Source organism: Collinsella aerofaciens, from assembly GCF_040910325.1.
In the GTDB taxonomy this organism is placed as follows: domain Bacteria; phylum Actinomycetota; class Coriobacteriia; order Coriobacteriales; family Coriobacteriaceae; genus Collinsella; species Collinsella aerofaciens_BL.
In genome coordinates this window covers 19,544-35,062 of the sequence record NZ_JBDGAV010000003.1, presented here as the reverse complement: position 1 = coordinate 35,062, position 15,519 = coordinate 19,544, and the positions used below count along the sequence as shown (strand labels likewise).

The following is a 15,519-nucleotide window of genomic DNA, read 5'->3' as shown; positions in this document are numbered from 1 at the left end:
GGTATGCACGAGGTTGGCATTGTCAACGGCATACTCGATACAGTGATTCGCGCGGCGCGTGGGGCGGGGGCCTCGCGCGCCGTTTTGGTAACGCTGCGTATCGGGGATATGACCGAGGTCGTGCGCGAGGCGCTCGACTTTGCCTGGGAGACGTTTCGCGACGAGGACCCGCTCACGCGCGGCTGCGAGCTTGCCGTGGAGGAGGTCCATCCACAAAGCGAGTGCCTGGACTGCGGCGAGGTCTTTGATCACGACCGTTTCCATTGTCGCTGTCCCCAGTGTGGCGGCTCCAACGTGCGTCTGCTGCACGGCCGCGAACTCGACATCGCAAGTATCGAGATCGAGACCCCCGACGATTAGCCCGCCAGCAACCTGGGGACGGGGTATAAATGGTAGAAGTAAGGAGCGCCGAGTATGGCCGAGAAAACGATTGATATCGCGTCGCCGATCCTGTCGCGCAACGAGCGCCTGGCAGATCAGCTGCGTCAGCGATTTAATGAGACAAACACCTACGTGATCAACGTCTTGTCGAGCCCCGGCTCGGGTAAGACAACAACGATTCTGGGCACCAACGAGCGCCTGCGCGACAAGGCCGGCTTGCGCTGCGCCGTCATCGAAGGCGATATCGCCTCGGACGTCGACGCCATCACCATGAAGGAAGCCGGCATGCCTGCCATCCAGATCAACACGGGCGGCCTGTGCCACCTCGAGGGCAACATGATCATGGAGGCCGTTGACGCGTTCGACCAGGCCGTGGGTCTGGAAAACATCGACGTCATCTTTATCGAAAACGTGGGTAACCTGGTCTGCCCAGTCGACTTTGACCTGGGCGAAAACCTGTCCATCATGATTCTCTCGGTGCCCGAGGGCGACGACAAGCCCATCAAGTACCCGGGCATCTTTCAGCACGCCGGCGCGCAGCTGCTCAACAAGGTCGATGTGGCCCCGGCTTTCGATTTTGACATGGATAGGTATACTAAGACACTCGATGACCTCAATCCGCAGGCGCCGCGGTTTGCCGTGAGCGCGCGCAAGGGCGAGGGCATGGATGCCTGGTGCGATTGGCTCATCGGGCAGATTGAGCAAGCAAGGGCGTAAGTCGGCCGCCATACGGGCGGGCGTAGCCGCAGAGATACGAGATAGGAGCCTCTTTTGAAGCTCATCATCGCCGAGAAAAACGACGCCGCGCGTCAGATTGCCGAGCGTCTGTCCACGGGCAAGCCCAAAAAGGACAAGGTGTACAACACCGCCATCTACCGTTTTGAGTGGAAGGGCGAGGAGTGCGTGACCATCGGCCTTGCCGGTCACATCCTAGCGCCCGATTTTTGCGACAGCGTGCTGTTCGATAAAAAGCTGGGCTGGTATTCGGTCACCGAGGACGGCGAGATGCTGCCGGCCGACATACCCGATGGCCTGGCGCGTCCGCCCTACGACACCAAGCGCAAGCCGTTTCTTGCCGATGGCATCTCAATCAAGGGCTGGAAACTCGAGAGCCTGCCTTACCTCACCTGGGCGCCCGTCATTAAGCTACCGGCCGAGAAGGAACTCATTCGTTCGCTCAAGAACCTCGCCAAGAAGTCCGACAGTGTCATCATCGCCACGGACTTCGATCGCGAGGGCGAGCTGATCGGTTCGGACGCCCTCAACAAGGTGCGCGAGGTTGCGCCCGACCTGCCGGTCGCCCGCGCCCAGTATTCTTCGTTTACCAAGGCCGAGATCACGCAGGCCTTCGATAATCTCGTCTCGCTCGACCAGAATCTGGCCGACGCCGGCGAGAGCCGCCAGCACATCGACCTCATTTGGGGTGCGGTGCTCACGCGCTACCTGACGCTCGCCAAGTTTGGCGGCTTTGGTAACGTGCGCTCTGCCGGCCGTGTGCAGACGCCGACGCTTGCCCTGGTGGTCGAGCGCGAGCGCGAGCGCATGGCGTTTGTGCCCGAGGACTATTGGCAGATTCGCGGCATGGGCGCCGCACAGGGTGCTGCCGAGGACGACCGCTTTAAGATTGCGCACAAGACGGCGCGCTTTACCGACAAGGATGCTGCTGAGGCGGCGTACGGCCACGTTGACGGCGTTGCGACGGCAACCGTCGCCGCGGTGACCAAGCGTTCGCGCAAGCAGCAGCCGCCCACGCCGTTTGCGACCACCTCGCTGCAGGCTGCCGCCGCAGCCGAGGGCATCTCACCTGCGCGTACCATGCGCATCGCCGAGTCCCTCTACATGGCCGGTCTCATCAGCTACCCGCGTGTCGACAATACCGTGTACCCTGCGACGCTCGATCTGGGCGCCGTGGTGAGCGACCTTGCAAAGATCAACCCGGCGCTGGCGCCCGTGTGCAAAAAGGTGCTCGCCGGCCCCATGAAGCCCACGCGCGGCAAAGTCGAAACCACCGACCACCCGCCTATCTATCCCACGGGCGAGGGCGATCCGTCCGCGCTCGACGGTGGCCAGCGCAAGCTCTACGACCTCATCGCCCGTCGCTTCCTGGCAACGCTCATGGGTCCCGCGACCATCGAGAACACCAAGCTCGAGCTCGACGTCAATGGTGAGCCGTTCGTGGCTTCGGGCGATGTGCTCGTGACCCCGGGTTTCCGTGAGGCGTATCCGTATGGACTCAAGCGCGACGAGCAGATGCCGCCGCTGGAGCAGGGCGATGCGGTCGACGTGTTCGACATTAAGCTCGAGGCCAAGCAGACCGAGCCGCCCGCACGCTACAGCCAGGGCAAGCTCGTGCAGGAGATGGAAAAGCGCGGCCTGGGCACCAAGTCCACGCGCGCGAGCATCATCGAGCGCCTGTACGCCGTGCGCTATCTCAAAAACGATCCCGTGGAGCCGAGCCAGCTGGGCATCGCCATCATCGATGCACTGTCGCAGTTTGCCCCGCGCATCACGAGCCCCGATATGACCAGCGAGCTCGACGGCGACATGACCCGCGTGGAGCGCGGCGAGGACACCGAAGAGCATGTCGTGACGCACTCGCGCGCGCTGCTGGCCGGTGTGCTCGACGAGCTGCTCAAGCATACGCAGGAACTGGGCGATGCTATCAGCGACGCCGTCACGGCCGATGCGCGCGTGGGCGCCTGCCCCAAGTGCGGCAAGGACTTGGTTATGAAGACGAGCGCCAAGACCCGCGGCAGCTTTATCGGCTGCATGGGCTGGCCCGACTGCGATGTGACCTATCCGGTGCCGAGCGGCGTCAAGGTGAGCCCGCTCGAGGGCGAGGCTGCTGTGTGCCCCGAATGCGGTGCGCCGCGCATTAAGTGCCAGCCGTTCCGCCAAAAGGCTTTCGAGATTTGCGTGAACCCCACATGCCCCACCAACTACGAGCCCGACCTTAAGGTGGGCGAGTGCAAGGTGTGCGCCGAGGCAGGACGCCATGGCGACCTGATCGCACACAAGAGCGAGAAGAGCGGCAAGCGCTTTATCCGCTGCACCAACTATGACGACTGCGGCGTGAGCTATCCGCTGCCGGCGCGTGGCAAGCTCGAGGCGACGGGCGAGACCTGCCCCGAGTGCGGCGCCCCCATCGTGGTGGTCAACACCGCGCGCGGCCCGTGGCGCATCTGCGTGAACATGGACTGCCCGACCAAGGAGAAGAAGCCCGCCCGCGGCCGCAAGACCACGACCAAGGCGAGCGCGGCGAAGAAGACCTCGACTGCGAAGAAGACGACGGCTAAGAAAGCCACTGCCGCCAAGAAGACGACCGCGAAGAAGTCGACTGCCAAGAAAGCAGCCGCCGACAAGTAACGGCGCAGTCGAAACATTGCCCAAAAAACGAGCGAGGGTCCCATGATCCTCGCTCGTTTTTTGACCGGCAGTTAGGGACATTCCTTTTTCTGCCGGCAGTTTAGGAACGTCCCTAACTGCCGGCTCGGAAACGACAAGGCGTTAGTTCACTTCGACGGGTTTGGCGCCGGGATAGCGCTCCTCAAAGTCTAGGCGGTACTTATTGTCATTGGTGCCCGCCACGTTGTCGCGCGACAGCGGCGCCACGATCTCGTTCTTATGGTCTGCGGGCTTTGCGTACTTTAAGCTGATCTCCCAGGCATCGCAGATCGCATCGATGCGGTGATCCAGGTCGTCGTACAGAGCAATGATGTCCTTCCACGAGCTGTAGTTCTTAGAGCTTGTGGGGACGTCCAGGTCCTCGACGATATCGTAGTACTGCTCGATGGTGTCTTCCGTGCGCTCGGCGACGTCGGCGAGATTTTGACGGGCGGTACGGTCCTCTTCCAGATAACCGCCATTGAACGCCTCTGCGCAGGCACGGACCTGGTTATCGAGATCTTCGAGCAGGTCGTAGTATTCGCTCAGGCGACGGTAGAGGTTTTGCTCGGAGAGGGTCGCCTGGCTGCCATCCTCGTCATCATCGTCGTCATCGTCAAAAAGGCTATTGGGGTCGTCGAGAGGCTTGAGGTCATCATCGTCAACATCATGGTGCAGCTTAGTAATCTCGGCAGTCGTTTGCGTGGCGGCGTTGTCGAAAGGCTTGATCACAAAAAAGATGACCAAGGCGATGATAATTGCCACGAGCACAACGATAACGGCGATAAGCGCCTTGGTGCTGCTCTTTTTGGCGGCGGGGGCCTGCGGTGAATCAGGCGCGTACGTAGATGCCGGTTGCTGTTGGGGCGGGGTGTCCGCGACGGGTATGCGCTGCGTCGTTTCGACCGCTGCGGGGCTGGCGGCGGGGTCGGGGCGATAGGCGAGGGGGTCGTCCGGCTTAGCTTGCGGCGTATCGAGGAAGCCGGTCTGCTCAAACGCGGGTTGGCCATTGCTTGCGGTTGTCTGCTCAACGGGTGCACCGCATGAGGTGCAGAACTTGGCATCATCTGCAAGAAGTTTGCCGCACGAGGCGCAATACCGAGACATTGCCACTCCTTTCGCCACATTTCAAATCAATACGACGATTATACCCAGCGCTCAAAAAAGTCGGCAGCTAGGGACGTTCCTTTTCTGCCGGCACTTTAGGAACGTCCCTAGCTGTCGCCTAGTCATTTAAGAGCGTCCCCAATGACTACCCAATGACTAGGCCCGATTTGGGGCGCGCCTGCCCCTGGGGTATCATGGCTTGGTTGATATATCTGCATTTACGCGCCTTATAGGAAGGGGCTGCGCTCATGGCTTTTGAGCCCGCTCAACATAGCTTTATCACGCTCGAGGGCGTCGATGGTGCCGGCAAGTCCACGCAGGCGCGTCTGCTTGCCCGCGCGCTCGAACTCGCTGGCTACCAGGTTGTGAGCCTGCGCGAGCCGGGCGGCACCGCCATCAGCGAAAAGATCCGCGCTCTGCTGCTCGACCCCGCCAATACGGCGATGGGCGACACCTGCGAGTTGCTGCTCTACGAGGCGGCGCGCGCTCAGTTGGTGCACGAGGTCATCGCGCCCGCCCTCGCGGCCGGCAAGGTGGTCCTGTGCGATCGCTTCTACGATTCCACGACCTGCTACCAGGCGTTTGCCGATGGCCTCGACCGTCAGATGGTACGCGATGCCAACAACCTGGCTGTCGCCGGTACGCATCCGGCGCTCACGCTCGTCTACCACATCACACCCGAGCAGGCGGCGCTACGCATGGCAGCCCGTGGCGCGGCAGATCGCATGGAGGCAAAAGGCATGGCCTTCCAAGAGCGCGTTTACCAGGGATTTTGCGCCATTGCTGCCGAGGAGCCAAACCGCGTAAAGCTCATCGACGCCACTGCGACCGTCGAGGAAGTCTTCGAGAAGACGGTCGAGCAGATTCGCGCGTACGGTCTCGACATTCCGCAAGATGCTGTCGCCGCCGCGCTTGCCAAGGAGGCCGAGTAACATGGCCCCCGCTCAGGCAAGCCTGCTGGCCAAGCTCGACACCCAAGAGCGCGTTCGCGATTTTTTGACCAACGCCGTCGCCAGCGGCCGCGCATCGCACGCCTACCTGTTTTTGGGCGCTCCCGGTGCCGGCAAGCTCGATGCCGCATGGGCGCTCGCCCAGGCCTTCCTGTGCGAGCAGGACGGCTGCGGAGCATGCGACAGCTGCGTACGCGTTGCTCGGCATACGCATCCTGACGTGCACTATTACACGCCCGAGAGCGCCACGGGCTACCTCATTGCCCAGACCCGCGAGCTGCTCGACGACGTGCCGCTGGCGCCCATCCGCGCCAAGGCCAAGGTCTACATCATCGACCGCGCTGAGCAGCTGCGAGCCAACACCGCCAACGCGCTGCTCAAGACGCTCGAGGAGCCGCCCGAGGGCGTTATGTTCATCTTGCTGGGCACCTCGGCAGACGTGATGTTGCCCACCATCGTGAGCCGCTGTCAGTGCGTGCCGTTTCGGCTGGTGTCGCCCACCGTGGCCGCGCAGGCCGTGAGTCGCGCGACGGGCCAGGATATCGCGCGCTGTCGCATGGCGGTCGCCGTGGCGGGAAGCCCCACGCGCGGCATCGAGTTCCTTAAGAGTGCCGAGCGCCAGGATGCTCGCCGCCAGATGGTCCGCGCCATCGATTCGCTCATCGCTGCCGACGAGGCTGATGTGCTCAGCCGCGCCAAGTCGCTCATCGTCGCCGTTAAGGCACCGCTCGCCGAGGTCAAGTCCACACAGGAAAAGGTGCTCGAGCAAAACGCCGACTACCTGTCGCGTGGAGCATTGAAGCAGCTTGAGGACCGCAACAAGCGCGAACTCAACGCGCGCGAGCGTTCGGGTATCATGGAAGCGCTGGCGAGCGCGCGGACGCTCATGCGCGACGTGCTGCTGACACTTCAGGACGAGGCGGCAGGCGTTGTGAACGAGGACGTGCGCGACACGATCGGGCGGCTTGCCGCGGCGACGAATGTTGCGGGTGCCACCCAGGCGCTCGAGGCGGTTGCCACGGCTGAGCGCAACATCGCCAGAAACGTTACTCCCCAGCTGGCCATCGAGGTCATGCTGTTCGATATCAGGAAGGCACTGAAATGCCGTTAGTCGTACCCGTTAAGTTTACCTACGCCTCGCGCGACCTGTGGTTTGACCCGCAGGATCTGGATATCCTCGAGGCCGATTATGCCATTTGCTCCACCGAGCGCGGAACCGAGATCGGCCTGGTCACGGCCGATCCCTTCGAGGTGCCGCAAGATGAGATCGGCCAGCCGCTCAAGCCCGTGCTGCGCGTGGCGAGCGACATCGACCTGCAGCTTGCCGACGACCTGGCCATCCAGGGCGACGAGGCGATGGTCGATTTCCGCCGTCTCGTCAAAGAGCTCGACCTCGAGATGAAGCCGGTCGGCGTCGAGTACCTGTTTGGCGGCGAGAAGGCCGTGTTCTACTTTGCGGCCGAGGAACGCGTCGATTTTCGTCAGCTCGTCAAGGACCTGTCCTCGACGCTGCACATTCGCGTCGACATGCGTCAGATCGGCGTGCGCGATGAGACCCGCCTGGTGGGCGGCTATGCCCAATGCGGACAGGAGCTCTGCTGCACGCGCTTTGGCGGACAGTTTGAGCCCGTCTCGATTCGCATGGCAAAAGAGCAGGACCTGCCGCTCAACTCGTCCAAGATCAGCGGCGTTTGCGGCCGCCTGATGTGCTGCCTGCGCTATGAGTTCGAGGCGTACAAGGACTTTAAGAGCCGCGCGCCCAAAAAGAAGACGCTCATCGATACGCCGCTCGGCAAGGCGCGTATCCAGGAATATGACACGCCGCGTGAGCAGCTGGTGCTGCGCCTGGAGAACGGCAAAGTCTTTAAGGTCAACCTGGCCGATATGACGTGCTCGGAGGGCTGCAAAAAGAAGGCCGCCGAGCAGGGCTGCAACTGCCGCCCCGACTGCGTGACGCGTGACGTGCTCGAGCGCATCGAGTCGCCCGAGATGCGCCTGGCGCTCATGGAACTCGATCGCGAGAACGGCGTCGACGTGGGCGATGGCCTGTCGAGCGCCGATCGTCTGGCCGGCACATCGATGCCCAAGCGCCGTCGTCGCGATGCCGAATCCGATGCCCGCGCTGCTCAGAGCCAGGGCGAGGGCCGTGGCCGCGGAAAGGGCCGCGGCAAGGCCGAGGCGCCCGAGGCCGAGGGGGCGGCCGATGGCCGTCGCCGCCGCAAGCGCGCGGGCTCGGGCGATGCTACCGAGGCTGCAGCCGCGGGCAAGCACGCCTCTCGCGAGCGCGAGGTTCAGCAACCCCAGCAGCAGAATCGCGGCGGTGGCATGAACCCCACACGTCGCCGCCGCCGTCATCTGTCGAGCGAGGAGCGCGAGGACGCCTTCCGCGCCGCAGCCGCTCGCGAAGCCGGTGCCGCCCCCAAGGGTGGTTTGGGTTCCGATACGCCTGTCGACAAGGGTGGCAAGCAACGTAACGATGACGAGCGCGCCCCGCGTCCGCGTCGTCGCCATTCCTCGGGCGCGCAGCAGAAGCCCTCAGTGCCCTCCGTGGCCGATCAGGTCTCGGATGGCGAGGTCAAGGTCACGCGCCGTCGTCCCGGAGATGGCGGGGGAGCGGCTGCCAAGGCTTCGCGTGGCGCCGCTCGCGACGAGCGCGAGCCGCGCGAGGATCGCGGTGGCGAGGGCTCGGCCGACCAGGGTCAAAAGCGCCGTCGCCGTCGCCGTTCCCGCAAGCCGCGCCAGGATGGTGGCGAGGGCTCGACCCCGTCTTCGCCCGCACCACAACCGCCCGCCGGCGAATAACGCCCGCGAGCGGATTTAGCCCGCCTTGCCCCGAGCGCATCGGGGTATCATAGCGCCGAATCAACAACCCTCCCTGCGACCGAACGTAGGGAGGGTTGTGTCTTGAAGAGCCATCTGAACATATTGGGTCGTCTGCAGGGTGCCGGCGCCCTACCGTTTGCGGACGAATTGCTACCGTTTGCCGAGCGGGCGGCACACGAGGCGCTCGAGGCATTGTCGCCAACACGATGTGCCGGCTGCGAGCGCGCCGGTGCGCTTATTTGCCAAGACTGCCTGGCCGTGCTCACGCTCATCGACCCACGTCATAGCTGCACCCGATGCGGCGCCCCGTTTGGGGATTTGCTGTGCACTGAGTGTTCGGTCGAGGGCGCGTCCTCGGCAATGGCGGAGGCGCTCGACCGCTGCCTGGCGTGCGCTGTCTATGCGCATCCGCTGTCGCGCATCATTAAAGCGTACAAGGACTCGGGCGAGCGACGTCTGGCTCCGTATCTGGCGGAGCTGCTCTACGACACTGCCCTGCATGCCCAGGTCGTAGCGCCCGATCGCTACGGAGGTGTGCTGTCCGGTGCGGATGCGGTGGTGTTTGTGCCTGCGACGGCGGCAGCGTTTCGGCGGCGTGGTTTTGATCATATGGAGGCTATTGCGCGCCCATTTTGCGAGCTGTCGGGTGTTCCCTTGCTCGATGCTCTCGTCAAGTACGGGCATGGCGACCAGCGCGAACTCGGTCGTGAGGAGCGCCGCGAGCGTGCCCAAGACATGTACGAGACGGTTGAGGACGTGCACGGCCGCCGCCTGCTGCTTATCGATGACGTTATCACCACGGGCGCGACGATGGCCGCGGCTTCGGCGGAACTCAAGCGCGCCGGCGCTGCGGCAGTCGATGGCCTTGCTATCGCACGCGTTTGGTAGGGGTGGTTCAGATGGCAATAAAGATCGGGCAGCGTGGCAAGCCTGCAAGCGAGCAGCTGGCTGCTTCCGTAATCCTAACGGGTGCCTCGGCGCTGCGCATGATGCGCGCCGAGCGCCGACAAATGGGTTACATCAGCTGGAGAGACCTCGATCCCGATGAAGAGCGCCGTGTGCTGCATACATCGTCTCCCTCGGCCGAGGACATTTATCTTCCCGATTTGGTGCGGATCGGGGCCGTGAGTGGCGAGGTCCAAGAAGACTTGTGCCTGCTGGTGGGGTCGGCGAAGCAGCGTCGCCGCATGCCTGGTGCAAGCTGGTCCGTTTGTTCTACAGACCTGCCGGACGCCTCGATTTTGGAGGTGGAGCCGGGGGTGTACAGCTTGTCTCCCGAGGCCCTCTGTGCCGCCGTTGCGCGCGAAGTCGGCTGTATCCAGGCATTTGCCCTGGCCCAGGAGCTGTGCTCCAAGATTTCGCTGAGCGATCGCGGGCAGTATCTGCCCCCTTACAGCTCGCCTACCGTGAACAGGCTTGCAAAGGATAAGGACCAGCCGTCAGATGTGGGCTACTTTGAGGTCGAGCCAGTGCTGACGCCCGATCGCCTGGCAGATTACCTTGCGGCATGCAAGGGGAGCGCGGCCAAGCAGCTGCGGCGGCTGTGCCCCTTTCTGTCGGAAAACCTGCGCTCACCCATGGAATGCATCATGCTTGCCATGTTTTCGCTTCCGTTTTCCTATGGCGGATTTGCCTGCGGTCCCTTTAAGACCGACCACAAGATCGAGTTCAACGACCGTGCGCAGGCGATCTCGGGGATGCCGTATGCGGTTTGCGATGCCTATCAGGAAGCAGCTCGGTTTGACCTGGAATACAACGGTGAGCAGGGCCATTCGTCTCGCGGCGGGCGCATTCACGATGAAAAACGCAATATGGGTTTGGCGTCCATGGGAATCGAGGTCGCGACGGTCAACAACGAGATGCTCTGCGACATGGAAGCGATGGAAGCGCTCGCATGGCGCATCCACCAGCGTATGGGTAAACGATATCAGAATCGTGTAGAGGCTCGTCGAAAGAGGCAAGATGCTCTGCTGAATACGCTCCGAGCGTGCTTTGGGCTCAAGCCGGCGTAAAACTATGGCTTTATAGGGGGTCTGTTTATATGCCATGTGCAAAAAACGGCAAATATGAGTACTGTTACTAGATTAGTGACAGCAAAAATAAAGAAACTTGGGCCGAAAAACTGGATTCAGCGAAGAGATAATAAACGAATGTGGAATATCTTGGCGCCAAGCGGGCTGTGCGGAACTCAAAAAGGGCTCGTGGGGCGGAAATACGCTGCTACTAAATTGGTAGCAGTACTCATATTTGCCGTTTTTTGCACACGGCACCCTGAGACGGGTGCCCCGGGGCTCCCCGTGGGGGAGCTCCGGGCTTCATGGGGGCACGAATGGTCCGCCCCGACCTGCGAAATCTGTGCTCGCGATGCGAATAACGTCCCTAACCTTAAACTATAGCTTGAACTTAGCTATAATGCGCTACGTTCCTGCCAGGCTGTGGTTGCGGACGGACGAAATGCCCATCCTAGTCCAAGACAGACGCGGTCAAAGGGATCCACGTAAGCGACCGCGTGCGCGCGGCGCGATCATGGCGCGTCCTAGATGTAAGCCGCACCGTCCGTTCTACTTTCTTTGGGGCAATACCGCCTCGCGGGCGAGCGGGCCAGTCGTGAAGGTGGCTGCGGCCTCCCGAGCAAACGCCCCGGTGCGCAAGTGTGGGGTCAAATACCAGGTCAGCTGGTGGGAACAACCCGATATTCCGTGCGGGGCACGGATCGTATACGACACAGAAGGCAGGGTAGTGGACATGGTGAGGGGCAGCTTGATGCATGCGGCTCGGTTAGGTGCTGGGGCCGCGGCGGTCATTGCCGTTTTGGGCCTGAGCGGATGCGCGTTCAATCCACTGTCCACGTTCACGACGCCCACGATCGACCAGATCGAGCGCGAGACCGTTACCCCCACGGTATCGGACGATGCCCTGGTCACGCCGGGAACCCTGACGGTCGCCCTCGATACGTCCGATGCACCGCAGGCCATGCAGGATGCCGACGGAAACCTCACGGGCTATGCGGTCGATGCCGCTCGTGCCCTCGCATGCCGCATGGGTCTCAAGGTCGCCTTTGTCGATGCGTCCTCGGCCGATTCCGCGCTCAGCGATAAGAAGGCCGACATCTTCATTGGCGACGTTAGGTCTACGGACGGCGACATCAGCTCGCTTGGCACCTGTCTGTACGATGCTGCCGCCGTGTTCGGCAAGACCAGCGACGGAGAGTCCCCGAGTGTCTCAACCGACACACTCAACACTGCTACCTTGGGCGTTCAGACTTCCTCGGCCTCGCAGGAAGCGCTTGCCAAGCAAAGCATCACGGCCAACCAAAAGACCTTCTCCAACATCAACGAGTGCTTCGAGGCACTCGAGTCGGGCGAGGTCGATTACGTGATCTGTGATTCCACGGCTGGTGGCTACCTCGCGCGTCTGATGAGCCAGATCTCCTATGTCGGTACGCTCGAGGCGCCCTCCACGCTTGGCGTCGCAGGCCTAAGCTCTAACGATGAGCTGTGCCGTGCCGCGAGCGATGCCCTCGATGGCATCACGGTCGATGGCACGCTCGAGGCAGTCCACTGCGTCTGGTACGGACAGATGCCCTATGACCTTACCGCCAAGACCGTTTCGGGGGCCAATGTGCAGGCATCCGACTCCACGTCCAACGAGACCGAGTCCTCCGATGACGACGCCTCTGATAACAACAGCGACGGCCCGTCGTCTAGCCAGGAGGGCACCATCACCGACGATGACATCAACAAGCTCAATAGCTAGTTATTGGTAGGGGTGGCGCCTGCCACACGCTGAACAAGGCGCTTCTTCACGGTTTCAACACGCATGGCCGGGTCTCCCAAATAGGGGAGCCCGGCTTTTCTATTTTGGTAAAACTAGCAGGTCAAAGCTAATTTTCACGAGAAAAATTAACTCCGTCGACGCCTTCCTATAGCGCACTTTGCCACGGAAAAGTGCGAGACTTCGGTATGCGGTATCAAGCAGTCGTTATTCGGGTCTTTGGGAAATCGCGTGATTAAATGCACGGCAATGGGTACATAGCCAGTACAGTAAGTCCCCGAGGCAGATTGGAGCCACGTATGGATATCAAGGTTTCTGGACGCAAGACGACGGTAACCGATGCTCTGCGTGCGCATGTGGATGAGAAAATCGGCGAGGCGCTCAAGGTTTTCGACATCGAGCCCATGACAGTCGACGTCGTGCTTCGTTATGAGAAGAACCCCTCGAACCCCAACCCGGCAATCGTCGAGGTCACGGCTCGTGCCCGCGGTTCGGTGATTCGCGTTGCCGAGCACGGCGCAGATATGTATGCTGCCATCGACCTCTCCGCCGATAAGGTCACCCGCCAGCTGCGCAAGTTCAAGACCAAGGTCGTGGACAACCGCCAGGGTGGTGCCAGTGCCGCGGATGTCGCGCCGGTCGAGCGCGTTGAGGATCTGGCCGACCTGCTGCTGCCCGAGGAGGAGGACGACCTGCTCGTCCGCGAGAAGGTCATCGATGTCACCCCGATGACCGAGGAGCAGGCGCTGGTGCAGACCGATTTGCTGGGCCACGACTTCTACGTGTTCGAGAACGCGACGACCGGTCTCATCAATGTGGTGTATCACCGTAAGAATGGTGGATATGGCATCATCAAGCCCCGCATCGAAACACTTGACGAGTAAAATACGTTAACTTGCATGAGTTAACGGTTGGCGGCCATCCCATGCGGGTGGCCGCCTTTTTACGTAAGGAGTCGCTTTGATGGACAAGGCCGCATCTACCGGCCATTCTGACCGCTGCCGCATCGTCGTCGATACCTGCTGCGACTTTAGCCCCGAGGTCGCCGCGAACCTCGATGTCGATATCCTGGGTTTCCCTTTCATTATCGATGGCGAGGAGCGCACGGATGACATCTGGTCGAGCATCACGCCCAAGGAGTTCTATGACCGCATGCGCGCTGGTGCCCGCGTGTCCACCTCGGCTGTGTCGCTCGGTCGCTATATCGAGTTTTTTACCGAGTGCGCCAAAGAGGGCACGCCCGCGGTCTACCTGTGCTTTACCTCGGCGCTGTCGTCGAGCTACAACTCCGCGTGCCAGGCGGCAGATGTCGTGCGCGCCGAGTATCCCAACTTTGAGCTCTACGTGGTCGACAACGCTCTGCCCTGCGCGACCGGTGCGCTCTTGGCGCTCGAGGCCGTGCGCCAGCGTTCGGCGGGACTGACCGCCAAGCAGCTGGTCGATTGGGCAAACGAGGCAAAGACCTACGTGCACGGCTACTTTACGCTCGAGAGCTTCGACGCACTGGCTGCCGGCGGCCGCATTCCTCCCGCGGCGGCGCAGCTCACGGCAAAGCTCGACGTCAAGCCCGAGCTCTCCTACGACCTGGCCGGCTCGCTGTCGCTGATCGGCGTCAACCGCGGCCGCAAGAAGGCGCTCAAGTCCATCCTCAAGTCGTTCCGCGAGAACTACGTGCCCGATCGCACCATGCCCATCGCCATCATGACGGCCGATGCCGAAAAGGATGGTGACTGGCTCGAAGCCGCCATCCGCAAGGAGGAGGGTTGCGCCGACGTCACGATCATTCGCGGCTCCGTGGGTCCCACCATCGGCTCGCACGTGGGCCCCGGCATGGTGGGCTGCGCGTTTTGGGGTAAGAACCGCGCCGACAAGGCGTCGCTTTCCGACCGTATCGCCCGCCGCGTGCGCGGTCAGTAGGCAAGCGCTGCGTCCGTAATCGCCCTCGACTCACAGCCCAAACGCTGGCACCGAGTATTCAACCTGGTAACAACACCCAACCCAAAAGGAAAGGTTTCATGGCAAACAAGCTCTCCGTCGCATTCATCGGCACCGGAATCATGGGTGCCCCCATCGCCGGCCACATTCTGGACGCCGGCTATCCCGTCACGGTCAACAACCGCACCAAGTCCAAGGCGGCGGCGCTTATCGAGCGCGGCGCCGTCTGGGCAGATACGCCGGCCGATGCCGCGGCGAACGCCGATGTCGTCTTTACCATGGTGGGCTATCCCTCCGAGGTCGAGGAACTCTACCTGGCGGGCGACGGCCTGCTCGCGTGCACTAAGCCCGGCGCGGTCTTGATCGACCTCACCACGAGCTCGCCCGAGCTTGCCCGTGACATTGCCGAGGCCGCCCAGGTTTCTGGTCGCATGGCGTTTGACTGCCCCGTCACCGGCGGCGAGTCGGGCGCTATCGCCGGTACGCTCACGGCTATCGTGGGCGCTACCGAGAACGACATCGCGCCGGTCCGCGACATCCTTGCCACCTTTGCGGCCAACATCTGCTGCTTCGACGGCGCCGGCAAGGGCCAGGCTGCCAAGCTCGCCAACCAGGTGTCGCTGGGCGCCTGCATGGTCGGCATGGCAGACGCCATGGCATTTGCCGAGCTGAGCGGCCTTGATCTGGAGAAGACCCGCCAGATGATCCTGGGCGGTACCGGCAAGTCCGGCGCCATGGAGAGCCTGGCTACCAAGGCGCTCGACGGCGACTACAAGCCCGGCTTTATGGTCGAGCACTTCATCAAGGACCTGCGCTTGGCGCTCGCCTATGCCGACGATCGCGAGCTTGCGCTGCCCGGCGCCGACGTGGCCTTTACGCTCTACGACATGCTCGATGCCATCGGTGGTGCCAAGCTGGGCACCCAGGCCATCACGGTCCTCTATAAGGAGGAGGCCGACGCCATCGCCGCCGGTCTGGACTGGTCGCAGTATCGTCCCGAAGAGCACGGTGCTCACGAGGACGGCTGCGGTTGCGGCGAGCATGGCGACGACCACGAGTGCGGTTGTGGCCACCACCATGGCGAGGACCACGAGTGCTGCGGCGGCCACGGCCATGATGACGGCCACGAGTGCTGCTGCGGCCATCATCACGAGGAGTAGCGCCC

Annotated in this window: 13 protein-coding genes; 12 read left to right on the top strand and 1 reads right to left on the bottom strand. The window is 62.4% G+C overall.

Annotated features, from left to right (window positions below):
• Positions 1-3 precede the first annotated feature (3 nt).
• Genes hypA through AB5Z25_RS02040 form a run of 3 tightly spaced genes read left to right on the top strand, consistent with a single transcriptional unit; the run spans position 4 to position 3,747 of the window.
• Positions 4-360, top strand: a complete 357-nt coding sequence (hypA, locus tag AB5Z25_RS02050) for a hydrogenase maturation nickel metallochaperone HypA (RefSeq protein ID WP_117769919.1) — start codon at positions 4-6, stop codon at positions 358-360.
• A 54-nt stretch (positions 361-414) separates the two neighbouring features.
• Positions 415-1,098, top strand: coding sequence for a hydrogenase nickel incorporation protein HypB (gene hypB / locus AB5Z25_RS02045; RefSeq protein WP_006235936.1), 684 nt, complete (start codon positions 415-417; stop codon positions 1,096-1,098).
• A gap of 54 nt (positions 1,099-1,152) precedes the next feature.
• Positions 1,153-3,747 (top strand): DNA topoisomerase I, encoded by a 2,595-nt coding sequence (locus AB5Z25_RS02040; RefSeq protein WP_118226897.1) that lies wholly within the window; start codon positions 1,153-1,155, stop codon positions 3,745-3,747.
• A gap of 141 nt (positions 3,748-3,888) precedes the next feature.
• On the opposite strand, the gene AB5Z25_RS02035 is transcribed toward AB5Z25_RS02040, so the two are convergent.
• The gene (locus AB5Z25_RS02035) at positions 3,889-4,872 is read right to left on the bottom strand and encodes a zinc-ribbon domain-containing protein (RefSeq protein ID WP_118081554.1); all 984 of its coding nucleotides are present in this window, start codon (positions 4,870-4,872) and stop codon (positions 3,889-3,891) included.
• A gap of 248 nt (positions 4,873-5,120) precedes the next feature.
• Between AB5Z25_RS02035 and tmk the strand changes: the two genes are divergently transcribed.
• The 9 genes from tmk to AB5Z25_RS01990 all read left to right on the top strand — a co-directional run bounded on the left by tmk (position 5,121) and on the right by AB5Z25_RS01990 (position 15,514).
• Positions 5,121-5,804 carry a dTMP kinase gene (tmk, locus tag AB5Z25_RS02030; RefSeq protein ID WP_368134671.1) on the top strand — a complete coding sequence of 228 codons (684 nt, stop codon included), beginning with the start codon at positions 5,121-5,123 and terminating at the stop codon, positions 5,802-5,804.
• A gap of 1 nt (position 5,805) precedes the next feature.
• The gene (locus AB5Z25_RS02025) at positions 5,806-6,933 is read left to right on the top strand and encodes a DNA polymerase III subunit (RefSeq protein WP_368134670.1); all 1,128 of its coding nucleotides are present in this window, start codon (positions 5,806-5,808) and stop codon (positions 6,931-6,933) included.
• Entirely contained in the window at positions 6,924-8,624 is a 1,701-nt protein-coding gene (locus AB5Z25_RS02020; RefSeq protein ID WP_368134669.1) for a PSP1 domain-containing protein, read from the top strand. Before AB5Z25_RS02025 ends, AB5Z25_RS02020 begins: the two co-directional genes overlap by 10 nt.
• Before the next feature lie 102 nt (positions 8,625-8,726).
• Positions 8,727-9,533 carry a ComF family protein gene (locus AB5Z25_RS02015; RefSeq protein WP_368134668.1) on the top strand — a complete coding sequence of 269 codons (807 nt, stop codon included), beginning with the start codon at positions 8,727-8,729 and terminating at the stop codon, positions 9,531-9,533.
• Positions 9,534-9,544: 11 nt separating this feature from the next.
• Positions 9,545-10,657 carry a hypothetical protein gene (locus tag AB5Z25_RS02010; RefSeq protein ID WP_368134667.1) on the top strand — a complete coding sequence of 371 codons (1,113 nt, stop codon included), beginning with the start codon at positions 9,545-9,547 and terminating at the stop codon, positions 10,655-10,657.
• A gap of 733 nt (positions 10,658-11,390) precedes the next feature.
• Positions 11,391-12,401: a substrate-binding periplasmic protein gene (locus AB5Z25_RS02005; protein ID WP_368134710.1), complete on the top strand. Its 1,011-nt coding sequence runs from the start codon at positions 11,391-11,393 to the stop codon at positions 12,399-12,401.
• A gap of 317 nt (positions 12,402-12,718) precedes the next feature.
• Positions 12,719-13,303, top strand: a complete 585-nt coding sequence (hpf, locus tag AB5Z25_RS02000) for a ribosome hibernation-promoting factor, HPF/YfiA family (RefSeq protein WP_349090327.1) — start codon at positions 12,719-12,721, stop codon at positions 13,301-13,303.
• A 79-nt stretch (positions 13,304-13,382) separates the two neighbouring features.
• The gene (locus tag AB5Z25_RS01995) at positions 13,383-14,336 is read left to right on the top strand and encodes a DegV family protein (protein ID WP_368134666.1); all 954 of its coding nucleotides are present in this window, start codon (positions 13,383-13,385) and stop codon (positions 14,334-14,336) included.
• 98 nt (positions 14,337-14,434) lie between these two features.
• On the top strand, positions 14,435-15,514 hold the full coding sequence (locus AB5Z25_RS01990; RefSeq protein WP_368134665.1) for an NAD(P)-dependent oxidoreductase: 1,080 nt from the start codon (positions 14,435-14,437) through the stop codon (positions 15,512-15,514).
• The last annotated feature ends 5 nt before the right edge of the window (positions 15,515-15,519 follow it).